Origin of the sequence: Ferruginibacter albus (assembly GCF_020042285.1) — a bacterium.
Lineage (GTDB): Bacteria > Bacteroidota > Bacteroidia > Chitinophagales > Chitinophagaceae > Ferruginibacter > Ferruginibacter albus.
Map to the genome: position 1 here is coordinate 3685893 of NZ_CP083388.1, position 25837 is coordinate 3711729.

General features: G+C 38.3%; 18 protein-coding genes and 3 tRNA genes. 3 read left to right on the forward strand and 18 right to left on the reverse strand.

Going from position 1 to position 25837, the window contains the following annotated elements:
• Positions 1-67 precede the first annotated feature (67 nt).
• The 7 genes from K9M53_RS15720 to rimP form a co-directional block, all read right to left on the reverse strand.
• Positions 68-141, reverse strand: a tRNA-Asn gene (locus tag K9M53_RS15720).
• 65 nt (positions 142-206) lie between these two features.
• Entirely contained in the window at positions 207-560 is a 354-nt protein-coding gene (locus tag K9M53_RS15725) for a Rieske (2Fe-2S) protein (protein ID WP_224016692.1), read from the reverse strand.
• Positions 561-631: 71 nt separating this feature from the next.
• The gene (gene hflX, locus K9M53_RS15730; protein ID WP_224016694.1) at positions 632-1828 is read right to left on the reverse strand and encodes a GTPase HflX; all 1197 of its coding nucleotides are present in this window, start codon (positions 1826-1828) and stop codon (positions 632-634) included.
• Positions 1829-1858: 30 nt separating this feature from the next.
• Complete coding sequence (locus K9M53_RS15735; RefSeq protein ID WP_224016696.1) at positions 1859-3208, reverse strand: peptidylprolyl isomerase; 1350 nt, start codon at positions 3206-3208, stop codon at positions 1859-1861.
• Positions 3209-3380: 172 nt separating this feature from the next.
• Complete coding sequence (gene infB / locus K9M53_RS15740) at positions 3381-6239, reverse strand: translation initiation factor IF-2 (RefSeq protein ID WP_224016698.1); 2859 nt, start codon at positions 6237-6239, stop codon at positions 3381-3383.
• Between the two features lie 121 nt (positions 6240-6360).
• Complete coding sequence (nusA, locus tag K9M53_RS15745; protein ID WP_224016700.1) at positions 6361-7611, reverse strand: transcription termination factor NusA; 1251 nt, start codon at positions 7609-7611, stop codon at positions 6361-6363.
• 52 nt (positions 7612-7663) lie between these two features.
• Positions 7664-8134, reverse strand: a complete 471-nt coding sequence (rimP, locus tag K9M53_RS15750) for a ribosome assembly cofactor RimP (RefSeq protein WP_224016702.1) — start codon at positions 8132-8134, stop codon at positions 7664-7666.
• 149 nt (positions 8135-8283) lie between these two features.
• On the opposite strand from rimP, the gene K9M53_RS15755 reads away from it, so the two are divergent.
• Complete coding sequence (locus K9M53_RS15755; protein ID WP_224016704.1) at positions 8284-8529, forward strand: hypothetical protein; 246 nt, start codon at positions 8284-8286, stop codon at positions 8527-8529.
• 9 nt (positions 8530-8538) lie between these two features.
• Here K9M53_RS15755 and K9M53_RS15760 read toward each other — a convergent pair whose 3' ends face one another.
• From K9M53_RS15760 to K9M53_RS15805, 11 genes are all read right to left on the reverse strand, one after another.
• Entirely contained in the window at positions 8539-9153 is a 615-nt protein-coding gene (locus K9M53_RS15760) for an HAD family hydrolase (protein ID WP_224016706.1), read from the reverse strand.
• Positions 9154-9247: 94 nt separating this feature from the next.
• Positions 9248-10006, reverse strand: coding sequence for an FkbM family methyltransferase (locus K9M53_RS15765; protein WP_224016707.1), 759 nt, complete (start codon positions 10004-10006; stop codon positions 9248-9250).
• Positions 10007-10092: 86 nt separating this feature from the next.
• A tRNA-Cys gene (locus tag K9M53_RS15770) sits at positions 10093-10164 on the reverse strand.
• Between the two features lie 78 nt (positions 10165-10242).
• Entirely contained in the window at positions 10243-11475 is a 1233-nt protein-coding gene (locus K9M53_RS15775; protein ID WP_224016709.1) for a formylglycine-generating enzyme family protein, read from the reverse strand.
• Between the two features lie 3 nt (positions 11476-11478).
• Positions 11479-14391, reverse strand: coding sequence for a sulfatase-like hydrolase/transferase (locus K9M53_RS15780; RefSeq protein ID WP_224016711.1), 2913 nt, complete (start codon positions 14389-14391; stop codon positions 11479-11481).
• Positions 14392-14397: 6 nt separating this feature from the next.
• Positions 14398-15504 (reverse strand): sterol desaturase family protein, encoded by a 1107-nt coding sequence (locus K9M53_RS15785; protein WP_224016713.1) that lies wholly within the window; start codon positions 15502-15504, stop codon positions 14398-14400.
• A gap of 10 nt (positions 15505-15514) precedes the next feature.
• Complete coding sequence (locus tag K9M53_RS16110; protein ID WP_255580642.1) at positions 15515-15637, reverse strand: hypothetical protein; 123 nt, start codon at positions 15635-15637, stop codon at positions 15515-15517.
• A 10-nt stretch (positions 15638-15647) separates the two neighbouring features.
• Positions 15648-17513 (reverse strand): arylsulfatase, encoded by a 1866-nt coding sequence (locus tag K9M53_RS15790; RefSeq protein ID WP_224016715.1) that lies wholly within the window; start codon positions 17511-17513, stop codon positions 15648-15650.
• Between the two features lie 30 nt (positions 17514-17543).
• The gene (locus tag K9M53_RS15795; RefSeq protein ID WP_224016717.1) at positions 17544-19133 is read right to left on the reverse strand and encodes a RagB/SusD family nutrient uptake outer membrane protein; all 1590 of its coding nucleotides are present in this window, start codon (positions 19131-19133) and stop codon (positions 17544-17546) included.
• A gap of 20 nt (positions 19134-19153) precedes the next feature.
• The gene (locus K9M53_RS15800) at positions 19154-22378 is read right to left on the reverse strand and encodes a SusC/RagA family TonB-linked outer membrane protein (RefSeq protein ID WP_224016719.1); all 3225 of its coding nucleotides are present in this window, start codon (positions 22376-22378) and stop codon (positions 19154-19156) included.
• 600 nt (positions 22379-22978) lie between these two features.
• Positions 22979-23052: transfer RNA gene (locus K9M53_RS15805), tRNA-Ile, on the reverse strand.
• Between the two features lie 100 nt (positions 23053-23152).
• Here K9M53_RS15805 and K9M53_RS15810 point away from each other — a divergent pair.
• Together K9M53_RS15810 and K9M53_RS15815 are read left to right on the forward strand one after the other, a co-directional pair.
• The gene (locus K9M53_RS15810; protein ID WP_224016721.1) at positions 23153-23887 is read left to right on the forward strand and encodes an outer membrane beta-barrel protein; all 735 of its coding nucleotides are present in this window, start codon (positions 23153-23155) and stop codon (positions 23885-23887) included.
• A 92-nt stretch (positions 23888-23979) separates the two neighbouring features.
• Positions 23980-25827: an amidophosphoribosyltransferase gene (locus tag K9M53_RS15815; RefSeq protein WP_224016723.1), complete on the forward strand. Its 1848-nt coding sequence runs from the start codon at positions 23980-23982 to the stop codon at positions 25825-25827.
• Positions 25828-25837: the final 10 nt, after the last annotated feature.

Sequence of the window (25837 nt, forward strand, 5' to 3'; positions counted from 1 at the left end):
AGTTATTTGAGGTGCAAATAAAAAAGCAGCTACAACTTAATTCGTTATAACTGCTTTATTTTTTCCGCTCCCCCTGTTGGACTTGAACCAACGACCCTCTGATTAACAGTCAGATGCTCTAACCAACTGAGCTAAGGAGGAATTTCCCTTTTTGAAAGGAGTGCAAAAATAAGGGGTTTTTAGTTTTTTTTAAAAATAAAAGCAAACTATTTCAGCCAGCTAAATAAACCCTCCTGTTCCAATCCTATATAGATGCCATCGGCACGTGTTTCTATCGGGAAAGTCTTTAAAAAATATCCTTCTCCGCTGGTATTTCTACCGTTTTGCAGGCTGAATTTGTAGCGGTGTATCGGGCAAACAATATTGCCTAATGCATCAATATACCCTTCCTCCATATAAGCGCCGGCATGCGGGCATTTTTGCGAGCAGGCATGTAACACATCATTGTGTTTTGCCATGCAAACTATTTTTCCGGCAACTTCTACTTCCAATAAATTATTTTCATTGAAAGGAAGCTCTTCTACCGAGTCTGCAATTTTATGCCACTTGTATCTTTTCATAAGAAATGCTTTGCCGGTAAGATAGTAAGACGTAAAGTTTAAAATTTTCTCGCCTTCCCGACTTTACGGTATCAATAAAAGAATTCAGCTTTATAAGGATAACGAATGCGATATAGTTCACGTACTTTATTTAAGATTGTTTGTCGCAGTTCGGCGATATTCATTTTTTCAGTAGCCGAAACAAATACACAATTGTCTTTTGTTTCGTTCTGCCAACGTTGTTTTAGATCTTGCAGAATTTCTTTTTTTACATCATCTTCCAACCATTGATCAAACGTCTCTGCCTCGTATTTGTCCATCTTATTAAAAATGGTAACGGTTGGTTTTTCGGCAGCACCTAATTCTGCCAATGTTTTATTTACTACGTTCAGCTGATCTTCGTATTGCGGATGCGATACATCTACCACATGCAATAAAATATCTGCTTCTCTTACTTCATCCAACGTGCTTTTAAAGCTCTCAACCAAATGATGCGGAAGCTTACGAATAAATCCAACGGTATCGCTTAATAAAAAAGGAGTTTGTTCAAATACTACTTTACGGGTGGTAGTATCCAGCGTAGCAAATAATTTATTTTCTGCAAATACTTCACTCTTGCTCAATAAGCTCATTAAGGTTGATTTACCAACATTGGTATAACCTACCAATGATACGCGTATGAATTCTCCTCTTTCTTTACGTTGTGTGAAAGCCTGCTTATCAATTTCGGCCAAGCGTTTCCGTAAGAGACTGATCTTATCTTTTACAATACGACGATCGGTTTCAATTTCCGTTTCACCGGGGCCACGTGTTCCAACGCCACCACCTTGTCTCTCCAAGTGCTTCCACATTCCTTTTAAGCGAGGTAAAATGTATTGGTATTGTGCCAGCTCCACCTGTGTTTTGGCTTGTGCTGTTTTTGCACGACTGGCAAATATGTCGAGGATAAGATCGCTACGGTCTATGGTTTTAACCTTCAGCTCTTTTTCTATATTCTGAATTTGAGAACCTGTTAGCTCATCATCAAATATTACCAATTGAACATCATTGTTCTTATGCTGAATGAAGTTTTTAATTTCTTCCAGCTTTCCTTTACCAACAAATGTTCTTGTATCGGGATGAAGTAATTTTTGAGAGAATGTCTTGATGGTTTTAGCGCCGGCGGTTTCTGCCAAAAAAGCCAACTCAGATAAATATTCATTGAGTTGTGCTTCTGTTTGCTCTTTAGTTACCAAACCAACTAAAATTGCTTTTTCCTCTTTCTTGATTTTTGATTGTTTCTCTATCAATTTGTTCTAAACGAATTTTGACTGTATGAATTACTTTATCCACTTTTTCATTTCTTCACAGCTCTTGTATTCATCATCTATTTTGATATAATAGGTAGGGATTTGTTCAACAAACCATTTATCTAAAGCTGCGTTCTTTTTTTCTTCTAAAGCTTGTTGTGCTATTTTACTGTAATCATCTTTTAAATTTTCACGATGCGGTTCTGTTTTACTTTTCAGATAAATAATACGAATGCCTTGTTTGCTTCTGTCGTCTGTAAATACAGTAGGTTTAGAGTATTCACCCACTTTAATATCTTTTAACATCAGCACCATATCCTTATCCAATTGGTCGATGGTTACAATAGAACTACCTTCTCTATTGGTTACCATGCCACCGGTAAATTTGCTATTGTCATCATCGCTGTATTTAGAAACGGCATCACCAAACTGTAATTTACCGCTTACCAGTTGTTGTTGAACAGAATCCATTTTGTCTCTTGCTGCATTTAATTCTGTTGGAGTTATCTGCGGAATGATCAATATATGACGCACCAATGCATCATCGCCATTACGTGTTTCCATCTGCACAATATGATAACCGAATTTAGATTTAAAAGGACTCGAGATCTGTCCTTCTTTTAAGCTAAACGCCTTTGCTAAAAAGGTAGGGTCCCATTGGCGTTCATTCCGGTTGATCTGGTATTCGCCGCCTTTATCTTTACTGCCCGGATCGTTTGAATAAATGCTTGCCAACGTTTCAAATTTTTTAGCGCCGCTTTCTATTTGCTGCTTAAATTCTTTCAATTGGTCGACGGCATATTCCTCTGCCTCCCTGCTGGCTTTAGGATATTCTACAATTTGTCCTATTTGTAATTCGCTTTCAAAAAAAGGCAAACTGTCTGTCGGTATCTTATCAAAAAACTGCTTTACTTCATATGGAGTGATCTTAATATCGCCTATGATCTTATCACGCATTGCTGCCGCTAATTTTCTTTCACGAAAGCTTTGCTTGTAATCTTCTTTCATTTGATAAACCGTTTTACCGGCTATTCTTTCCAGCTCTTCTTTAGAACCGTAAGCGCTGATGAAATAACGTATTTGGTTATCCAGGTCAGCATCTATTTCTTCATCAGAAACTGGCAAAGAGTCTTTTTCTGCCTGCAATACCAGGGCTTTTATGCCCATGGTTTGCTCTAATGATGCACATCTGGCATTTGCCGGAACAGGCATATTCTGCCGCTGCATATCAATAATGCTATTATCAATATCGCTTTTTAAAATTACTTTGTCACCAACAACAGCGATCACTTTATCAGCCAGCACTTTTTGCGTTTGTGCAAAACCGTTAGTAATAAATAATGCCGAAATAAAAACTGCAAGAAGAAATTTCTTTTTCATGTTACCAGCGTATGTTCTTTTCTCAACATGGTTGTGTCACTCTCTGCAACTGCATACCAATATTGAACTTTGTTTTATGTAGTATAACTACCTGATTCTATTTAATTAAAAAAAGCCAAAAGTAAGTTGCTGTTCATTCTTTTGGCTATTCAACATTCGTATTAACAAAATATTACAGCGTTCTTTTTACTTCCACTTCTTCAAAAGCCTCCACAATGTCGCTCACTTTAATATCATTATAATTCCTGATGCTCAATCCGCATTCCATGCTCGATGTTACTTCCTTAACGTCATCTTTAAAGCGTTTCAGACTTCCCAATTCACCGGTAAAGATCACAATACCATCTCTTACTAAACGAATCCGGTTATTACGAGCCAGTTTTCCATCTAACACAAAACATCCGGCAACCGTTACTTTATCAAACTTGTACACTTCTCTTATCTCTACGTTGCCCAATATTTTTTCTTCCACGCCAGGTTCCAACATACCTTCCATCGCACTCTTAATTTCTTCAATAGCATTGTAGATAATAGAGTATAGCTTGATCTGTATCGATTCATTTTCGGCTAAACGTCCGGCTTGTAATGAAGGACGAACATTAAAACCAATAATGATCGCATCCGATGCTGTTGCTAACGTAACATCGCTTTCGGTGATCGCACCTACGGCTTTATGAATTACCTTAACAACAATTTCCTGCGTGCTTAATTTTTGTAATGAGTCGCTCAATGCTTCCACAGATCCATCCACATCACCTTTAATAATTACGTTCAATTCTTTAAAGTTACCCAATGCCAAACGGCGACCGATCTCATCCAATGTAATATGCTTACGGGCACGCATACCCTGTTCACGCAAAATTTGTCCGCGTTTGTAAGCCACTTCTTTTGCCTCGCTTTCATCGTGGTAAACTTTAAATGTTTCACCTGCCTGTGGCGCACCATTTAAACCTAATATTAATACAGGAGTTGATGGTGGCGCTTCATCCATTCGGGCATTACGTTCGTTGTACATGGCTTTTACCTTACCGAAGAATTGACCCGATACGATCATATCGCCTTGTTTCAACGTACCGTTTTGCACTAAAATAGTAGCAACATATCCACGACCTTTATCTAAGGACGCTTCAATAATTGTTCCTGATGCCGGGCGATGAGCATTTGCTTTCAGCTCTAGCAGATCAGCTTCCAGCAATATTTTTTCCATCAATAGATCTACGTGTAATCCTTTCTTAGCACTTATTTCCTGGCTTTGAAATTTACCGCCCCAACTTTCTACTAAGATGTTCATGGTAGAAAGCTGTTCTTTTATCTTTTCAGGATTTGCTCCGTCTTTATCAATTTTATTCAAAGCAAAGATCATTGGTACTTCTGCCGCCTGTGCATGCGAGATGGCTTCCTTTGTTTGAGGCATCACCGCATCGTCCGCTGCAACAACAATTACTGCAATATCCGTAACCTTGGCACCACGGGCACGCATAGCTGTAAACGCTTCGTGACCCGGTGTATCCAAAAATGTAATATTTCGTCCATCCGCCAACGTTACTTCATATGCACCTATATGTTGCGTAATACCTCCGGCTTCGCCGGCAATTACATTGGTTTGACGTATATAATCCAGCAATGAGGTTTTACCATGGTCAACGTGACCCATGATCGTTACAATAGGCGGTCTTGGTGTTTGATTTTCCGGGCTGTCGTCTTCATCCTCTTCTTCCATTTCGGCAGCGTCATCCACACCAATAAATTCTACTTCATATCCAAATTCGCTTGCTACCAGCTCAATCACATCTGCTTCCAAACGTTGATTAATAGACACCATTATACCAAGCCCCATACACTTGCCGATAACTTCAGCAAAGCTTACATCCATCAAGTTCGCCAATTCACTTACAGAAATAAATTCTGTAACCTGCAGCTTATTGTTTTCATCTGCTCCACCTTCGGCTTGTTCTGCCAATTCTTCTCTTCTTGCTTTCCTGTATTTTGCTTTTAAGCTCTTACCGCGACCACTGCCGCCTGTAAGTTTGGCTTGTGTTTCCTTGATTTTATCCTGAATTTCTTTGGCATCAATCTCTCTGTCTTCTCTACGTTGAAAAGGAGGTTTGTTGCCAAAACGTGCAGCAGGTCTTTGTTGACCACCATGATGACCGCCGCCCCCGGGACCATGTGGCCTGTTTCGGTTTGGATCATGTGGTTGTCCGCCTCTTCCTTGCTGACCGCCTTGATGTTGTCCCTGTCCTTGTTGTTGACCGGGAGGAAAATCATTTTTACGCTCAATAGGAATACGCTTGCGTTTACGCTTATCTTCTGTATCTCTTTTAGGTCTTGTGTCGCTGTTAACCGGCAACTCTATCTTTCCTAATATCTTAGGACCTTCTAATTTTTCCGCACGAATATTTTCGATAATCGGCTCAGTAGGTTCAGGAGCTGCAGGTGGTGCTGTTTCTGCAACAGGAGCAGGGGCTGTCGCTGCCGGAGCTTCTTCAGTTTCCTCTGTTTTCTTCTTGCCTTTTTTAGGTGCTTCTTTCTCTACAGGTTTTGCGGCTGCTTTTTTTGGACGGGTAGAAGAATCTATCGCATCCAGATCTATCTTATTAATGATCTTCGGCGCTTCTAATTCAGGCGCTTCTATGTTGGTAACCGCTTGTGGTTGTGCCGCTTCTTCAACCGGTGCTGCCGGCGGCGGAGTTGTTGTTTCTGCCTCTACCGGTTTTGGCGTTTCTACTACCGGCGCTGCCGCTTCTTTCTTTTTAAAAGAAAGATCTTCTTCGTCTTTTTTCTTTTTAGGCTCAGTATTACCAGAGCCTTTTATTAATTCAACCTGCTCGGCTTTCTGCTTAGCTACTTTATCCTGTTGAAATTCTGCCTGCAACACACGGTACATTTGTTCCGTGAGCTTTGCAGTGGGCTTCAGATCATCAGCACTGAAGCCTTTGCCGGTAAGGAATTCAATCAAGGTGTCTTTACCAATGTTGAACTCTTTGGCGGCTGCCATTAATCGTGGTGTATTACTTGCTGTTTCTGACATTCTTTCTTTTTAGTTAAGTATGCGTGCATGACCAGTCCATGGTTGATAGCCCATAATATCATTCTGTTTGAATCCCGATATTATGGTCTATTAGACTATAAAACTAAAACCCCATGCACTTTTATTCTTTCTCGAACTCTTCCTGTAATATTCTTCTTACTTCTGTAATCGTTTCTTTTTCCAGGTCTGTTCTTCTTTCCAATTCTTCAGGAGTAAGATCCAATACTGAACGGGCAGTATCGCAACCTACTCTCTTCAACTCATCAATTATCCATGATTCAATTTCATCTGCAAATTCTTCCAGGTCAATATCAAATGATTCTTCTTCGCCTTCATTATCGCGGAACACATCTATTTCGTATCCTGTTAACTCACATGCCAATTTAATATTAACACCACGGCGACCGATGGCCAATGAAACCTGGTCTGGCTTTAAGTATACGGTTGCATGCTTACTTTCGTCGTTCAATGCAATGTTAGTGATCTTTGCCGGAGTTAATGAACGTTGGATCAATAATTGATTATTAGCTGTCCAGTTGATAACATCAATATTCTCGTTTTTCAACTCACGAACGATACCGTGAATACGGCTACCTTTCATACCGACACAAGCGCCCACCGGGTCAATTCTGTCATCAAAACTTTCTACTGCAATTTTTGCTCTTTCTCCCGGGTCACGAACGATCTTTTTAACAACAATCAAGCCATCGAATATTTCAGGAACCTCAATTTCCAATAGTTTTTCGAGGAACATCGGACTTGTTCTTGATACTATAATTACTGCCTGGTTATTTTTTAATTCTACTTTCTTTACAACACCGCGGATGTTTTCACCTTTTTTGAAATAATCCGATGGAATCTGTTCTGACTTAGGTAAGATCATTTCATTCCCTTCTTCGTCCAGCATCAACACTTCTTTTTTCCAAACCTGGTAAACTTCCCCGCTAACGATCTCGCCTACACGGTCCTCGTATTTTTTAATTAATAAGCTCTTTTTCAGGTCATTGATACGGCTTGCCAATGTTTGTTTACCGGCAAGTATAGCACGGCGACCAAATTCCTTTTGAATATCAACTTCTTCGTATAACTCTTCCCCTACCTGGTAATCGGGCTCAATTTTAATAGCATCACTGTACTCAATTTCCGTAAGGGTATTATATATATCACCATCATCCACAATGGTACGACGACGGAAAATTTCCAAATCACCCTTCTGGTCATTAACAATTACGTCAAACTGCTCGTCGCTTCCGTACTTTTTGCGGATCAATGTTTTAAAAACATCTTCCATTACTTTCATTAATGTAGGACGATCGATATTTTCGGCGTCTTTAAATTCCTGGAAAGAATCAATTAAATTAATACGTGCCATAAACTGCCGGCCTCACTTTTGTTTCCCCGCCGGTAGGGTGTTTTATTGTTAATTAAAATACTATCTGAATTTTTGTTTGCCTGATATCTGCAAACGGAATACCTGTAATTTTTGTTATTGCCTTTTTTCCTTTACCCTCGTGCTGTTCCAGCGTTACGGTCTCTTCATTTACTGCCAACAGCTTACCCTCTTGTTTTTTGTCGTCGTTGAGCGTAACTTCTACATTTCTACCGATGTTTTTTTTGTACTGACGTAACAATTTCAACGGCTCATCCAGCCCCGGGCTCGATACTTCTAATGAAAAATCGCCGTCAGGATACCAGCCTTTTTCCTCAATGACCTTATAAAGGGCCCTGTTTATCTTGATGCATTTTTCAATGCTTAACCCACTATCTGCATCTAAAAAAATTTTAATATTATTAGTAGGTTTGATTTTTACAGACACCAGAAAAATGTCTTCATTTTCCGGTAAAAGCTCCTTTACTAAACTCTCTATTGCTGTTATGGAATTGTCCTGAGTCATATCAAAAGAAGAAGGGAACGGCTCCGTTCCCTTCTTTTGTATCGTTTTTCCAATGCAAATGTAGGTAAGATTTTTGAATTAGCAAACATGCATTGTATTTGGTTTAATTTTTAACAGCTTACTATTTTTCAACACCATAACTTTGCCATATGTTTAAAGTTATTGAGGACATAATTCTTCTTTACCTGGCTTATAAAGTGATATTCGACTTTATCATTCCTGCCGCTACCACCACCAAACAGGTAAAAAAGCAGTTTTCGGAAATGCAGACAAAAATGCAGGAACAGGCAGATAAATTTAATCAACAACAACAGCAGCAACAGCGACATACTTCAACTACTTACTCTGCGCCCACAGATAAAGATGATTATATTGAGTTTGAAGAAGTAAAATAAAAAGCTTTATTATAACCCGAGCGTTTCTATCCTTTCTTCTTTTAGCAACAAATGTGTATTTATTCCTAATTGCCTTGCTGTTTCTATATTATTAAAGGAATCATCAATAAATAAAGTTTCTTCTGCCACTAAAGCTGCATCGTTTAAAACATACTGATATGCTTGCGGATAAGGCTTTCGTAAATGTATAAGATGGGAATAATATGCTTTTATAAAATAACCATTGATAGAATCTTTACCCGTTTGCTTCTGTAATATTTTTTTAAACGCTTCGTAATGGATACTGTTGGTATTACTTAGCAGGTAAATGTTGTATTTATCTTTAATAGAATTTAAAAAGTTTAAACTTTCTAGCCGAAAATCCAGCAGCATAGCATTCCAGGCTGTTTCAATTTGTTTATTGGTTAACCTTTTTCCACTGTAATCATGCATAGTTTCATAAAAAAAAATTTCAGAAATTCTGCCCGTTTCCAATTTTTCAAACAGATCATTTGCTTTGAATTGAGAAAAGAGCTCATCAAAATTTTCAACGCCTAATCGCTTGAATGCATTGGTTGTTTTGTCGTAATCGAGGTTTAATAAAACCCCGCCCAGATCGAATATAATGTTTTTAACAGGTGTCATAAGTTTGAAATGATCTGTGAGAATATACAAATCATCTTGTTTGTTTGGTGTAACATCTACAAAAAGGGAAAGTTGAAAAAATTTATACTGCTAATTAAGCAAAGAGGCTGATTTTTTTATTAATGCCAATAATATCCAATTTATCAGAAAACAACTCAAAGCCATTCTTCTTTAAAAGCTTAAGAGATTTGCGGAAATCTCCTATTGCTAAATGTACATATTCATAGATCACTATATCCACTTTTATTTTACTCCAGTTGATTAATTTCAATATCTCAAAATCGTATCCCTCTGTATCAATATGAACAAGATTAATGTCTTTTAATTGGTATTTGCTAAGCAAAGAATCAAAAGTGATGGTATTTATTTGTTCTTCAATAAGCAACTCATTAAAACCGGGAATATTGCTATGTGACAATATCACATCTTTATTGAATGATCCTATTTGATCATACCAAACGGGCAAAGCCGGATTATCACTTTCCTTCAATCGGTAAAATGGCTGTGTTCCTTCAAATTTAGAAATAGCAGAGTTTTCAAAAAATAACTCATTTTGACATGAGGCATAATTCTTTTTTAGTTTTTCAAACAAATACGGAACCGGCTCTACCAGCACGCCTTTCCAAAGCTTATTTTTTTTTATATATTCCGTTAAAGGATCGTTTGTAACGCCATCATTAGCGCCAATTTCTATAAATGTTACTGCTTTGTTACGATTAGCGTATTGATCTAAAATTTCTATGAGAGTTTTTTTATTAGGAAGCCATATTTTAAAGCTATATCTGTACGTTTTGGAAAGAAATTTAAAAAGTGAACTGTTTGATGGAAGCAGGGCCTTTATAAACCTTTTCATCGAAAAAATATTTGGGCATGAAAGTAGGGATTTTATTTTGTTCAGGAATTTCTCGAAAAAAATATTTGCTATATGTTAAGTAGTTGACGTCACGGATGGATTCGAACCATCGTAAAAAGTTTTGCAGACTTTAGCCTAAACCACTCGGCCACGTGACTATTTAGATCGTTTTTTAAAATAAGGCCCGCCCTAAAGCAGGCCTTCCTCTAATAGAAACTAAAAAACAAAGACAATGTCTATTTATCCGCTACACATCTGAATCCTACATGTTCCATCCCGCTATCTTCAGTACTCTTCATACGCCGTGCAACCCTGTAACCCGAGCAATAAGAATCATTACATAAAAAAGAGCCGCCACGTATCACACGTTTAATTGCATAAGGCTCTTCCGGATCAAAGCTTTTATTGGGGCCTTGCGGGTTAATTACTCCGTCTGCTTTATTGACGGTGCTGTAATAGGTATTGTTATAATAATCACCGCACCATTCCCATACATTGCCTGCCATATCATACAAACCATAATGGTTAGGATCAAACGATCTTACAGGCGCTGCATAATAAAACTTATCCCACTGCGTATTCTTGTTAGGAAAACTTCCCTGCCAGGTATTGGCTTTTGGTTTTCCTGTTTCAACAGGTTCATTTCCCCATGGATAAATATTATTTTTCAATCCACCTCTTGCAGCATATTCCCACTCTGCTTCTGTTGGCAAACGTTTGCCTGCCCATTTGCAATAAGCCACGGCATCGTACCACGAAACATGCACTACGGGATAATTTTCTTTTCCTTTAATAGTACTACCCGGGCCATGTGGATGTTTCCAATCTGCATCTTTCTTCCATTCCCACCACTGACTGTAATCATTTAATGAAACAGGCTGATCAGATGCATGAAAAACTAATGAAGCAGGAACTAACTCACTTTCATCCGGCTTTTCTGTTCCCGGTGGCAATTGCTTTTTTAATTGTTCCCAATCTGGTTTTTGCTCTGCTGTTGTGATGTAACCTGTTGCCTTTACAAATTTTTCAAATGCTGCATTGGTTACTTCTGTTGCATCGATCCAATAACCGCTTACCGTTACTTTATGCTTTGGATATTCATCCGGTGATGCCTGCTTATTATCTGCTCCCATTTCAAAACTTCCTCCTTCTACCCAAACCATTCCTTCATGCGAAGCTTTTGCTACTGTTGCCGATGAATCTTTGGTTGAATCGCTTGTATTATTATATCCAACGGTACTGAATCGCTTTGGTAAATTCGATTCGCAGCACAACGCATTTTTTTGTTTTGCAGTTGTAACACTGTCTACTGTAACTGTTCCGCTATTATTTTTTGAATTGCAGGAAACAGCTGCCAAAAGGTATACCGTTGAAAGAAATGTGACACAACGATGTTGCCATGAAAAACCAATGCCTGTATCAAAATTTAATCGAAATGATTTTTTAGTCGTGGTAATACTTTTCATCATTTATTATTTTAAAACTAAACCTGTAATAATTTTTTCTACATCCCCTTTTTGTGTATCTGCTCCCGTTCTTCGCCAGATAATTTTATCATCATTGTATACGATCAATGTGGGAACAGCATTCGCTTTAAAGGTTCCTGCAATAGCAGGATTATCGTACACATCTATCTTTACTACCTTCAACGTAATGCCGTATTCTTTCGATAAAGAATCAACCGTTGGTTGCAATTTTCTACAGCCGGGACAATACCTCGTGTGCAGATCCAACAACACCAATTTGTTTGTTGAAGTGATCTTTTTAAAATCAGCAATGGTAAAATTATCTTTTGATGTAGAATAGATAGGCTTGGCATTTCCGATCCATCCGCCGATGCCGCCATCCAACACATATACCTGCGTAAATCCTTTTTCAGTTAATTCATTGGCGAGCTGCACGCTTCTTCCATTGCCGATCGCATACGTAAATACCGGCTTTGTTTTATCAAGCTTACTTAACTGTTCTGCATAATTGCTTTGCAGCGAATTAATATTTATTGCATTGCTAAGATGATTGATAGCAAACTCTTCCGGCAAACGCGTATCTATAATTTGTGCAGCAGTTGCTTGATTCAATTTTGCTTCGAAAGAATCTACCGGCAATACAATTGCATTTTCTTTTGTTGTTGCTGAAGGTTGTTCAACAGTTAGCAACTGTACCCTTCCATTAAAAGGAAATGTGCCAGGATATTTCTTGGTAACAGGAGAATTTAAATCTCTGCCTACACTTACACCTTCTGAACCAAATGTGTTTAGATATTTATTCTTTGCTGTGATGGTTGCTTGCGCTTGCTGTTCTCCATTTACTGATAGTATTACAGTTGAGTCGATGAATTGAACGTTGATCGTGTATGTTCCTTCAGTAATAACTTTTGAGGATGACAAAACAGTTTCACTTAATCCATCACTTAAGAGATAAATTAATTTTCCGTTTTGTATATACAAAGATGTTCCGCCAAACAAACCACCGTTTGCAAAAATTACTCCCTGTGGGTCTTTGCCTGCAATAACGTTAGCAGTTATACTAACATTTCCTTTACCAATATTTATTTTTGTACGAACAGTTGTTCCTTCATAAATAACACGCTTCGGTTTTATTTCAGGCTGCGGCAACCCTTCCGTATAACTTTTTAAAGGATAGACATTGTTCTGTATTGCCAATGAATCAAACAAAGCTTTTAGCTCTTCCAGCTTTTGAGGTTCTTTAGCTGCAAGATCTGTCGTCTCTGTCCAGTCTTTATTAATGTTATATAATTCCCATTTATCCTGGCTAAATGGACGTGGATTGAAATTGATGTCTCCATTCTTTTCGCCGAATGTATTTCTTGGATGATACACTGCTGCTTTCCAACCATCTTTATAAACAGCACGTCCGCCATGCAATTCATAATACTGAATAGTATGTTGAGATGCCGCAGAAGCATTATTAAATGAATATGCTAAACTTGTTCCCTGTATTGGGTCTTGCTTATAGCCGTTGATGGTATCAGGAACTTTTAATCCTGTTAACTCAATAGTAGTTGGCAGAATATCTATCACATGCCCGTATTGAAAACGAATGCCACCTTTTTCTTTTATTCCTTTAGGATAATAAACGATCAACGGATTGTGTGTGCCGCCTTCTGAATTGGCATCACTCTTCCAATAGCGGAAAGGCGTATTCGCAGCTTGTGACCAACCCAATGGATAATTAGGTGATGAAAATTCTGTTCCTATCTTATCGTATTGGCTCAATAAAAATTTAATGTCTTCGCCTTGAGATTTTGTACTAAAGCCTGAAGTGCCTGTGTACGTACCTTCTTTACTGGCACCATTATCACCGATCATTAGGAAGATAACCGTGTTATCAATAATGCCTGTTTGTTTTAAATAATTTATAACTCTTCCCACTTCATAATCTGTATAAGACAAATAAGCCGCATACACTTCCATAAAATGCGCATACACTTTTTTCTCATCTGCACTTAATGAATCCCATGCTTTAACACCTAATTGTCGTGGAGGCAATACTGTACCTGCAGGTAATAAGCCTAATGCCTGCTGCCGTTTGAATACTTTTGTACGATAAGCATCCCAGCCATTATCAAACTTACCTTTGTATTTATCTATCCATTCTTTTGCTACCTGGTGCGGTGCATGTGTAGCGCCGGGAGCAAAGTATAAGAAGAAAGGTTTATCTGCATCTGCCGATTTTTGATTTGCGATGTATTCAATTGCTTTATCAGCAAGCAACTTATTTAAGTGCGTAGTATTGGGCTCGATATTTACCGGATTGGTTTCATCTATCAATAACGGATGCCATTGATCCGTAGCGCCGCCCATAAAACCAAAGAAATGTTCAAAACCTCTGCCTGTTGGCCAACGATTGTAAGGTCCTGCTGCAGAAACATCTTCAGGACGTGTAGAATGCCATTTACCTAAAGCAAATGTATTGTAACCATTCTCTTTAAAAATCTCTGCCGCTGTTCCTGCTTCAAAAGGAATATCTCCGTCATAACCAGGGAAACCTGTTGCTAATTCAGGATGATGGCCCATTGCCACATGATGTGCATTACGACCCGTTAGTAACGCTGCTCTTGTAGGGCTGCATAATGAGGTTGTATGAAAATTCGTGTAACGTAAACCGTTAGCTGCCAATGTATCGAAGTTAGGCGTTGCTACCAAGCCTCCAAAAGTAGAGCTGGCACCAAATCCGACATCATCGATCAATATCCAAACTACGTTAGGAGCGCCATCTGCTGCTTTTATCTTTTCCGGCCAGGACTGCTTGCTGTCTGCCAATGTCTTTCCTATTACACCTTTAAATGGTTGCCGTGCATCTCTTTGAGCATAGACACTTAGGTTAATTACTGCAGCTAATACTATTATTACAAACTTTTTCATTACTGCTTATTGAATATTAAATGCAAAATCGGGTTGTGATTGTTTTCTGAAAGAATCAGCGATGGGATGTTCCTGAATAATCGTTGGAACTTCATCTCCTACTTCAGGTCCGTTCTTAGACAATTCACTTCCTTCTTTTTTAGATTTGAAAATTGGCCATAAAAATTGCGCCTGCCATTCTTCTGCTTTATAAAAACTAATGCCATATGATGAAGGGTACTTTCTTGTGATAAGTCCGGTTCCGAATATTACATCCCAGATAAAAAACATATTACCGAAGTTGCCTTTGTAATAACCAACGCCATCATCAAACGTATCTGCGTGATGTGCATGATGCGTAGCAGGCGTAGAGATCAATCTTTCTAAAACCCAAGCAAACGGATGTAAAATCTTATACTTGTAAAAAGGCTTGTCCCATGCAATGCTTGAATGAGCAGACAAGGTTATCACTGATTTTATAACAGTAACGAATAAGGCTTGCGGTCCTAATCCTAAATACACCAATGTTGCCGTAAGATATATTTGTGAAAAGAAAACAGTGTACAAAAAGTTCTGTCTGCTTGCCATTGCCATACCCATGTACGGTGCCGAGTGATGTGTACGATGAAAGCGCCACATAAAAGGAACCTGGTGATGCAAACGGTGATACCAATATTGTGTAAGGTCGTCAGCAACTGCAATGATCAATGATCCACCCCAAAAAGGCACCCACCAAAAATGATTTGCCAATCCCGGTAAAACAAAGGGTAATAATTTCAACCCGAAGAAAGCTGTTACCGGTACTAACAAAATTTTAGGTGCAATAAAGCAAACGATGTCTATTGCTCTTTCCGTTTTTGTCCATTTATTATCATACAGTCCTAATGCAAATTCTGCAATACCTAATACCAACGCGATTGCGATAAAGCCCCAGGATTGAAGGTTTGTAAATACAGGTTTAATAAAACTGAATACAGCCGGCACATTTATTTGAGCTGAAGCTTCATTAAGCCACGGCGTTTCACCTTTTATAGCAAAATAAAGATAAACTGCTACTACCGGTAACGCGTAAATGAAAAGACTTATAGTTCCATCTTTCAATATTTTTCTTCTTAATGTTTTATCGATTGCCATAACAATAAGTTTATTTGGTTAAGATGATCTTTGTGAGCCATAGTCCACCGCCGATGATCAGCAGTGGAACTATGTAGATCACAAATCCTACAATAATTTTTTTAGTAAGGATCTTACTATCTAATATATTCATAACAATAATTTTATTTTACTATTGGCGCCTGTGTATCACTGTCGTTCGGGTGATGTATTCTTTTATTATACACATCATACCAATCGATCAATGGATATAAATGATTCTTTTGAGCCTGCTCATCAAACACCTTTTTTAATTCTGCTAATTTTTCAGGATATTTTTTTGCCAGATCAACACGCTCGTTGAAGTCTTCGTTCAGGTTATACAATTCCCATACATCTTCATCAAAACTTTTATCAGCGATCTTTTCTCCCGGTTTAAAATCAAAATCGATATTGTATGGATGATGCGCTGCTTCTGCTTTCCATCCATCTTTATAAATAGAACGTGAACCAAAGATGTAATAATGCTGAATAGTATGTTTGGACGCAGCTTTTGCATCATCAATAGAATAAGCTAATGAGGTTCCTTGTATTACATCCTGCTTAACGCTTTTAATATATTCCGGCGCTTTAATTCCTGTAAGATCCAACGTAGTAGGTAAGATATCTATCACATGCCCATATTGATTGCGGATACCACCTTTGTCTTTAATTCCTTTTGGATAAAAAACGATCAGTGGATTATGTGTGCCACCTTCTGCATTGGCATCTTGCTTCCACTCACGGAAAGGCGTATTCGCTGCTTGTGCCCAGCCCAATGGATAATTGGTGAATGCAGCGGCAGTACCTATCGAATCAATATCTTCCAGGTTTGCTTTTAAATATTCTGCTTCTGTTTTAGTGCGGGCAGAATTTGTTTTAGGTTCGATCACGCCTTCATTGGTACCTTCTTTACTGGCGCCATTGTCACCGATAATTACATACACCAATGTATTATCTAAAAGGTTATTTTCTTTAAGATAGTTGATCAATCTTCCGATCTGGTAGTCGGTGTAAGTAAGGTAGCCGGCATATACTTCAAAAAAACGTTCGAATAATTTCTTTTGATCTTCCGTCAAAGAATTCCATGCAGGCACACGAGAATTACGTGGAGGTAATTGTGCATAAGAAGGAACAACACCTAATTTCTTTTGGTTCGCCAATACTTTTTCACGGAATACATCCCAGCCTTCATCAAATTTTCCTTTATATTGATCGCTCCAATACTTATCTACCTGGTGCGGTGCATGTGTTGCGCCGGGTGCATAATATAAAAAGAAAGGTTTGCCGGGAGCTGCTTTTTGCTGACGATTGATATAGAAGATAGCCTTGTCAGTTATCTGTTCATTCAAATGCCTTCCATCAGGTGTTGCGTGTGCATCGTCTTCTACTAAATCAGGTTTATACTGATCTGTTTGAGAACCTAAGAAACCAAAAAAATGTTCAAAACCTTTACCGCTTGGCCAACGATCAAATGGACCAGCATCTGTAGCATCTTCATCAGGTGTTAAACCATATTTACCTACTGCAAATGTATTGTAGCCATTGTCTTTTAATATCTCTGCAATGGTTCCATCTGTAGAAGGAATCCTTCCGTCATAGCCGGGGAAGCCCGCTGACATGGAGATATGAGAGAAACCTCCTTCATGAACAAAGTGACTGTTACGTCCTGTCAACAATGCTGAACGTGTAGGTGCGCAAATAGCTGTAGTATGAAAATTCGTGTAACGTAGACCGTTATTAGCCAAGCTATCCAACGTTGGAGTTCGTATCACTCCGCCAAAAGCAGAAGAAGCGCCATAACCAACGTCATCTAATATAATGAGTACTACATTGGGTGCACCGGCCGGTGCTTTTGCTACAGGCGCCCACCACTCTTTTGAATCATCTAATGTTTTGCCAACTTTGCCCTGGTAAGTTTGTTCAGGAGCTTGTGCCTGTGCATTTGTTACAAGCAATAGGCCTGCAATTGCTGTTGCTATCAATAAAGCAATATTGTTTTGTTTTTTCATTTTTATTTTATTTAGAAAGAATTGTAAGTATTATTCCCAACCCGGGTTTTGTTTAAAGTTTGGATTACGTCCCTGGTACAGATCGATCTCTGATTGAGGAATAGGGAACAGTGTATCTTTTAATGTTGCTGCCGCTTTTGGATTACCGGGCATAGCATATACTGATTGCAGGTAATATTGTCCGGGTCCTTTATCTGTTCTTCTTACCAGATCAAACCAACGCTGACTTTCCTGTATGAACTCTCTTCTTCTTTCAGTAAAGACAGTATCCCTAAATGATGATTGATTCAAAGCAGATACATCATATGTATGATCTGTATAACTTCCATTAGAAGTGTAAGAATTAAATGCTCTTGCCCTGATAATATTTATTGCCACATATGCATCAGGAGTTGGTCCACCGTTTAATTCGTTCAACGCTTCGGCATATAACAACAATACATCTGCATAACGAATTACAGGAAAGTTGATCTTGCTGTTAGCTCCCTGGTTACCTTGTAAAGCAGTAACAAAGCCAGTACTTTGATCAACAAACTTTAAGAAATTATAGTACGGCCATTTAACCCATTTGCCTGTTTGGGTATTGTATAATGAATCGTAAAAAGAAACACTTCTTCTTTGATCATTTACATTGAATACATTTTCAATAACTGTTTTGTCTGCAGGAATATCACTGGTATAGGCAGAAGTGCTCCAGGTAAATGAGCTGATATTTTGTGTACTGGTAAAGCCTCCGGTAGTTCCATTGAACTGTGCAGAGAAAATATGTTCTTTACCATTTTTTGTTGCCGCCTGGAATGCATCGACAAATTTCGGGAACAGGTCATACCCATAATTACCCGTTGTAGCCTCGGTAAGGTTAGCTGTCCCGGCAGTGATCACTTGCTTAAGTTCTTTAACTGCATTTGCCCAGTCCTGTCTTGTCACATATACTTTACCTAACAAAGCATGTGCAGCGCCGCTTGTTACTCTTCCTACATCAACACCTGAATATTTTGCAGGCAATGAAGTAGCAGAATCCAGGTCTTCAATTATCTGGCGATACACAGAATCCTTAGGAGTACGACCTACCAGGATATTTGCATTCGCCACTGTTCCTGCATCATGCAATACCAATGGCACATCACCAAATAAGCGAACCAGGTTAAAATATAACAATGCTCTTATAAATCTTGCTTCTCTTACCAGGTTAAGGGCAGAGTGTGTTGCATCATAAAATTTATCAGCAGGTATCGTCGGAATTTTATCGATCGCAACATTTGCTTTGTCAATTCCCCAATATAATTGTGCATATATTTTATGTACTCTGTCGTTGGTACTTACATACGTTGCAGTGCCTAATGCACGCACATCCGGGTTTGTATTGGATGGACTGTACACCTGGTTATCACTTGGATTGTCTACTAATAAATTCAGGTTACGACCATAGACAGGAAAGTCATTATTTATATCTGTTGTTAGAGTGCTGTACACCGCTGTTACAGCAGCAATTGCATCATTCTGTGTTTTATAAAAATTGTCTGTAGTGATGGTGCCCTGCGGGTTTTCATCCAGCTTGTTGCACGATGCGATCGTAACAAGGGTTATTATGATGGGTAGTATTATAGATATCTTTTTCATTGCTATTCTTGTTTAATAAATTAAAATGTTACGTTAAGCCCGATCGTATATGTTCTTGCATTGGGATACACTCCATAATCAATTCCCGGTTGAAGATTATTTTGATCGTAGAAATTTGCTTCGGGATCTAATCCTGAATAATTTGTTATAGTCAACAGGTTTTGTGCTGATACATATAAGCGTAATTGTTTTGCCAGAATTTTATGTGCAACACTTTTTGGAAAGTTGTAGCCAAAGGTGATATTCTTTAAACGTAAGTAAGAACCATCTTCAATGTAAACATCTGAAACCTGCACTACCGGTGCATTCGTAACTTTTGGCGTTTTGCCATTTGGATTGTTTACCGAATCCCAACGATCTAACAATGTTGCTGACACATTACCTGTAGTAGTAGTTTTTTCTAATTGCTGTTGTATCAGGTTAAACAACTTACCACCAACAGATGCCTGGAAGAAAAATGACAGGTCGAAATTTTTATACGTAAGTGTATTATTAAAGCTTGCTGTAAAATCAGGCTGTGCACTTCCTAAATTTTGCTTATCAGCAGTTGTGATAGTAGCGCCCGTCACTCCAGGCGCATGCAAATATTTTCGATCTCCCGTTTGTTGTGATACGCCTGATAATTTTGCTGCAGGGTTTGCTCCATACACATCATCAGTAGTCAATAAGCCGTCTGTTTTGTAACCCCAGAAAGTACCAACCGGTAATCCAACTTTTACTATAACCGGCGACACCTGACCGGTTGGTGCTACAGGAAATATTGCGGGATTAGGGCCAAGGCTTAGAACTTTATTTGAATTAGATGCATAGATCAATGTTGATTTCCATGAGAAGTCTTTTGTCTTGATATTTTCTGTGCTCAATGATAACTCTAACCCTTTATTTTCAAGGCTTCCAATGTTCTCAGATACAGAAGCATAACCTGTTGATAATGGAACCAATCCTGAGCCGCTGATGTATAGGTTGGTTGTTTTTTTATAATAGTAATCTGCTGTTAATGTAATTCGATTGTTTAAAAACCCGATGTCAACACCTGCATCATATTGCGCAGTAGTTTCCCAGGTAAGATCAGGATTAGACAATTGCGTAGGAGCTAAACCGATATTGGCACTAAGCGGACTTCCATAATAATACCCGTTAAATCCTTCCAAACCTAAAGAGCTGTATGCAGGGAAGTTTGCATTACCTACGCTACCGGCAGTTAATCTAACTTTTAAATTATTAATTGTTTTAGATAATGGTTTAAAGAAATCTTCATCCGATGCATTCCATGAAAAACCTGCTGAGGGGAAGAAGCCCCATTTTTTATTAAGCCCTGCAACCGAAGCGCCATCTGCTCTTCCTGTTAAGGTAAGATTGTATTTATGTTTGAATGAATAAGAAACCCTACCCAACCATGAATTAATTATTGACTTGCTTTCTCCACTTGCAGCGCCTGGATTAGAAGCGAGATTGAGGTTATTATACGCTGTAATATCATTAGGGAAATTATAACCACCTGCAAATGCGTATACTGATCTTAAATATTGTGTAGTATACCCTGCCAACACATCAAAGAAATGTTTGTCGTTGATCGAATGATTATAAGAGAAAGTGTTTTCATTCAACCACGTTAATGTATTAATATTTGTTACTGAACCAACGCCTTTATAAGTTCCGCCATTACTACCCAATGAAGTATAAGAAGGTGTATAGTAATTTAATTTGGTATTTAACTGATCTGCACCAAACGTCGTTTTGAAAGTAAGATCTTTTGTGATCTTATATTCGCCGGAAAGATTGCCTAATACACGTCCAAGATTTACCTGGTTCGTAATTGAGTTAATATCCTGCAACGGATTAACAGAAAACTGTTGACCGTTTACGGTATAAAGAGTGGGTGCAATAGAAGGTTGATAGCTTACATTATAGCTGCCGTCTTTATTAGTAACAGCCTGTAATGGATTAAACAAGTATAGGCCTGGAAAAGCTGCTGTATTAAAGTTAATACTGTTGTATGCAGTACCTACTAATTTATCTTCAATAGAATTACTTCCTAAAATGCTAACATTCACTTTAAAATCCTTTGAGTAATTCTTTTCATAGTTCACCTTTGCTGAATAGCGTTTGAAATCTGTTGCCGTTACAATACCTTTTTGATCAAAGTAATTACCTGAAATAGAATACCTTGATTTCTCATCTCCTCCGTATAATGTAAGCTGATGGTTTTGTGTAGCACCTTGTCGTAATGCAGAACCTACCCAGTCGCCGTTAACACCTGCATTACCTAAAGAATCTATCAACAATTTTGATACAGAAAGTCCGGGTCCTGAATTACTTGGCTGAAGACTTGGTGTAGCCGCATATAGGTCATCAAAATACTTTGCCCACTGCGGACCATTTAATAAGGATAATGTTTTAGTTGCATCTTGTATACCATACGATGCACTGTAATTGATATTGTTGCTTCCTTTTGTTCCTCTTTTTGTTGTAATGATCACTACACCATTCGCACCACGTGAACCATAGATAGCTGTTGCAGATGCATCTTTCAATATATCGATCGATTCTATATCATAAGGATTGATAGTGGAGATACCATTTGTTGAAACCCCTGTAACAGAAGGTATCACAGCAGAAGGTGAAGCAAAGTTCACCAGGCTGTTATCGTTGTAATAAATAAATCCATCAATTACATACAAAGGATCGTTACCAAAGCTCAGTGAGTTACCACCGCGTATGCGTATGCTGGAGGTTGCGCCGGGCTGCCCGGAACTTTGTGTTACCACTACACCCGCAACAGATCCTTGTAATAAATTATCAAAGGAAGTTACAGGACGGGTAAGCAGGTCTTTAGAAACAGTAGCAACAGAGCCGGTTACATCTTTTCTTTTTTGTGTACCGTAACCCAATACTACTACATCTGCCAGCTGATTGCTTTGTTCAACCAATTCTATGTTGACGAAACTATTATCACTAATAGTGATCTCTTGTGCCTGGTAACCAACAAAACTAACGGTAAGGTATACCGGTAGTTTTTTATACGTCTCTAATTTAAACTCTCCTTTATTGTCTGTTGTAACAGCGTTGGTAGAACCCTTAAGACTTATAGAAGCGCCGGTTAAAGGTGTCTTGGTTCTAGATTCAATTACTTTCCCTTTTAGTATCGTTGGTTCCTGCGCTTGTGCGGAAGAAACCAACAAAAGAAATAGTGATAAAAATATTATTGTGTGTTTATAAATAAAACTGCGATTAGTTTGGTTCATTGTATTTTTTATAAGCTGATAATGATTAATGGAAAGGACAAACCTCTTCCGGCACACAGACAAAAGCCTGTGGCACATGAATATGTTACCACCACATAAGCCTATGCTCTACAGGCTAATGTCTGTGTGCCGGCAAAGCCGGAATTAAATGAATAAGTAAAGGATGATTAACAACAACAATAAATGCTGGAAAAGAAAATGGAAAGAATCAGTAACTCTTTTTGTTTACCGTACCCCGCGTGAGAATGTAGTGTCTGCATGTTAATTAAGTTTTTAACTTACTAAATGACACTTGTCGGTGGTAAAACAAGTATATTTTTATTAGTCTAGTAATTTGGTAGGGTAAAAGTAGAACGTTTTTTTGAATTGAAAAAATTTTTTTTGATTTTTTTGGAAACTACTTTCTTGACTGCTTTTTTAAGCCTTGATAAATTTTTATTCAGGGTTTGTTTTGTAAAAATAATTAGCTGTATTAGCAGATATGATTTTTAATTAAACCGTTATGAATTATTGGCTTAATAAAATCCGAGCTTCGAAATTTATATTATCTCATAAAATAAAAAAGCTTCAACGAAATTCGTTGAAGCTTTTTTATTACTGTGGGCCCACCAGGGCACGATCCTGGGACCCCCTGATTATGAGTCAGGTGCTCTAACCAACTGAGCTATGGGCCCTTCTTCAAATCTTGAAGAATGAGGCTGCAAATATAGTAAACTGTTCAATTTAACGCTTCATTAAATTATTTGCCGTTATTTTGCAAACTCAATTACTAATATGAAGAAAATTTTTTCCGTTGTATTGCTGACTTTCATTGTGTACGGAACCTTTGCACAAACAACCACAATAACCAAAAAAACCAAACCAAAGATTGATATTGCTGACCGTGCTGCCGATCATTTAATGATCGATCTTACTACAGACCATTGGACCAATATGCCGGATACCATCAGCAATCATCAAAAAGGATTTTCCAGAGGATTCAGCATTTACTATATGTTTGATAAACCTTTTAAAACCAGTCCTAACTGGAGTGTTGCTTTTGGTTTGGGTATTAGCAACAGTAATATTTTCTTTGATAAAATGAGTGTTGGATTAAATGCAACCGGAGCTGTTCTTCCTTTTCAAAATTTAGATTCAAGCAATCATTTTGATAAATATAAACTATCTACAACCTTTGTGGAAGTTCCTGTTGAATTACGTTTCACCAAACATCCTGAAAACAATAAAAAAAGCTTTAAGGCTGCCCTGGGTGCAAAAGTTGGCCTAATGCTGAATGCACACACAAAAGGCGTGACCGAAGTAGATAAATACGGTAACCTGGTAAATGATTTTACGGAAAAAATAAGCAATACTGCTTTTTTTAATGGAACCAGGTTAACAGCAACGGCAAGAGTAGGGTATGGCAGCTTTTCTTTATATGGAAGCTATCAAATAACCTCTTTATTGAAAGATGGTGCAGGTCCCGATATAAAATTTTTCCAGATAGGAGTTTGTTTAAGCGGTTTATAAACTATTCTTCTTTAAAATTGTTGAATCCTCCGATGTTCGGAGGATTTTTTGTTTGAAGCTATTTTTCAAAATTGTAACTTTGCCGCACCAACATGAGCGATGAAATAAAACACGAATGTGGCGTTGCCTTCATTCGTTTGCGCAAACCTTTTAGTTATTACCAACAAAAATATGGTTCAGTACTGTACGGGCTTAATAAGCTGTACCTGCTGATGGAAAAACAGCACAACCGTGGCCAGGATGGCGCCGGTATTGCGGCTGTAAAACTGAATGTGGAGCCGGGCTATCCCTTTTTACAACGCCTTAGAAGCAGCGCTCCACAGCCTATTGCAGATATTTTTGCCAAAGTAGGAAAAGAAGTTGCCGAGCTGGAAAAAAGCCAGCCTGACATTAAGAATCACCCTGGTTTAATGAAAGGGCATTTACGCTTTTTAGGTGAGCTATTGTTGGGGCATCTTCGTTATGGCACACAGGGGAAAAATAATGTAGAATATTGCCATCCGTTCTTTAAGCGAAACACTATTCCTGCAAGAAACCTGGCATTGGCTGGTAATTTTAATCTGGTAAATGTGGATGAATTGTTCCGCATGCTGAATATAAATCCGGGTGATTTTGAAAAGACGAGCGATCTGGCGGCAATGATGGAAGTGATACATCATTTTTTAGTAAAGGCCGATGAAGCATCTCCTGATAAATTAGATATCGCAAAAGTTTTAAAAAAAGCAGTTCCGTTATTTGACGGCGGTTTTAATTTTTGTGGCCTTGTTGGCAACGGAAGCTCCTTTGTAATGCGTGATGCACACGGTATTCGTCCTTCCTATTATTATATTAGCGATGAGGTAATTGTTGCAGCAAGCGAGCGCTCAACTATACGTACTGTTTTCAACGTGGGAGAAAATGAAGTGTTGGAATTAATGCCGGGAAATGCGCTGATAACAGAGCCGGACGGTAGCTACAAGATCGAACAAATTGTAGAGCCGAAGGAAAGAAGAGCATGCAGTTTTGAACGCATTTATTTCAGTCGTGGTAGCGATGAAAAGATCTACCGTGAAAGAATTTCACTGGGTCATCATTTAAGCGAGCCTATTTTAAAAGCCATTGATCACGATCTGAAGAATACCATTTTCTCTTTCATTCCCAATACAGCAGAAACAGCGTTTTATGGTTTGTTGAAAGGAGCACAGGAATACCTGGATAAAACAAAAATAGAAAAGATATTAAGTTGGGGTAAAGATTACGACGAATCGAAGCTAACGGAAGTAATTACCCGAAATGTACGCATTGAAAAGATTGCGATCAAGGATGTGAAGATGCGTACGTTCATTACGGAAGATATTAATCGTAATGAAATGGTACAGCACGTGTATGATATTACTTATGGTACTGTTCGCAAAGGTGTTGATACATTGGTGGTAATTGATGACTCCATCGTAAGGGGAACTACATTGAAAGAAAGTATTGTGCGCATGTTGGCCCGTTTGGAACCCAAGCGTATCATTATTGTTTCTTCAGCACCGCAAATACGTTATCCTGATTGCTACGGAATTGACATGAGCAAGATGGGTGATTTTATTGCATTTAAAGCCGCAACAGAATTATTAAAAGAAAGAGGTAATGAAACATTGCTGAACGATCTGTTGGAAAAATGCAAAGAGTTGGAACGTAATAATCAATTACATACAGAAAACATTGTTCGTCAGGTTTACAAACCATTTACTACAATAGAATTATCTAAGAAAATAGCACAGCTTATTACACCAACTGATATTAATATCCCGGTTGATGTTATTTTCCAAACTATAGAATCTTTACACGAAGCATGCCCTACTAATACAGGCGATTGGTATTTCACCGGTAACTATCCGACTCCGGGCGGAAATCGTGTTGTAAATAAAGCTTTCATGAATTATATGTCCGGCAAAAATGTAAGAGGCTATTAATTTTGAATTG

What these genes read in the sequence shown, in the direction of transcription:
- K9M53_RS15800 (WP_224016719.1), bottom strand. Translation starts at nt 22,378, where the DNA reads ATGAACCAAACTAATCGCAGTTTTATTTATAAACACACAATAATATTT.
- K9M53_RS15775 (WP_224016709.1), bottom strand. Translation starts at nt 11,475, where the DNA reads ATGATGAAAAGTATTACCACGACTAAAAAATCATTTCGATTAAATTTT.
- K9M53_RS15810 (WP_224016721.1), top strand. Translation starts at nt 23,153, where the DNA reads ATGAAGAAAATTTTTTCCGTTGTATTGCTGACTTTCATTGTGTACGGA.
- nusA (WP_224016700.1), bottom strand. Translation starts at nt 7,611, where the DNA reads ATGGCACGTATTAATTTAATTGATTCTTTCCAGGAATTTAAAGACGCC.
- K9M53_RS15790 (WP_224016715.1), bottom strand. Translation starts at nt 17,513, where the DNA reads ATGAAAAAACAAAACAATATTGCTTTATTGATAGCAACAGCAATTGCA.
- K9M53_RS16110 (WP_255580642.1), bottom strand. Translation starts at nt 15,637, where the DNA reads ATGAATATATTAGATAGTAAGATCCTTACTAAAAAAATTATTGTAGGA.
- rimP (WP_224016702.1), bottom strand. Translation starts at nt 8,134, where the DNA reads ATGACTCAGGACAATTCCATAACAGCAATAGAGAGTTTAGTAAAGGAG.
- infB (WP_224016698.1), bottom strand. Translation starts at nt 6,239, where the DNA reads ATGTCAGAAACAGCAAGTAATACACCACGATTAATGGCAGCCGCCAAA.
- K9M53_RS15725 (WP_224016692.1), bottom strand. Translation starts at nt 560, where the DNA reads ATGAAAAGATACAAGTGGCATAAAATTGCAGACTCGGTAGAAGAGCTT.
- K9M53_RS15755 (WP_224016704.1), top strand. Translation starts at nt 8,284, where the DNA reads ATGTTTAAAGTTATTGAGGACATAATTCTTCTTTACCTGGCTTATAAA.
- K9M53_RS15760 (WP_224016706.1), bottom strand. Translation starts at nt 9,153, where the DNA reads ATGACACCTGTTAAAAACATTATATTCGATCTGGGCGGGGTTTTATTA.
- K9M53_RS15780 (WP_224016711.1), bottom strand. Translation starts at nt 14,391, where the DNA reads ATGAAAAAGTTTGTAATAATAGTATTAGCTGCAGTAATTAACCTAAGT.
- K9M53_RS15785 (WP_224016713.1), bottom strand. Translation starts at nt 15,504, where the DNA reads ATGGCAATCGATAAAACATTAAGAAGAAAAATATTGAAAGATGGAACT.
- K9M53_RS15765 (WP_224016707.1), bottom strand. Translation starts at nt 10,006, where the DNA reads ATGAAAAGGTTTATAAAGGCCCTGCTTCCATCAAACAGTTCACTTTTT.
- K9M53_RS15795 (WP_224016717.1), bottom strand. Translation starts at nt 19,133, where the DNA reads ATGAAAAAGATATCTATAATACTACCCATCATAATAACCCTTGTTACG.
- K9M53_RS15815 (WP_224016723.1), top strand. Translation starts at nt 23,980, where the DNA reads ATGAGCGATGAAATAAAACACGAATGTGGCGTTGCCTTCATTCGTTTG.
- K9M53_RS15735 (WP_224016696.1), bottom strand. Translation starts at nt 3,208, where the DNA reads ATGAAAAAGAAATTTCTTCTTGCAGTTTTTATTTCGGCATTATTTATT.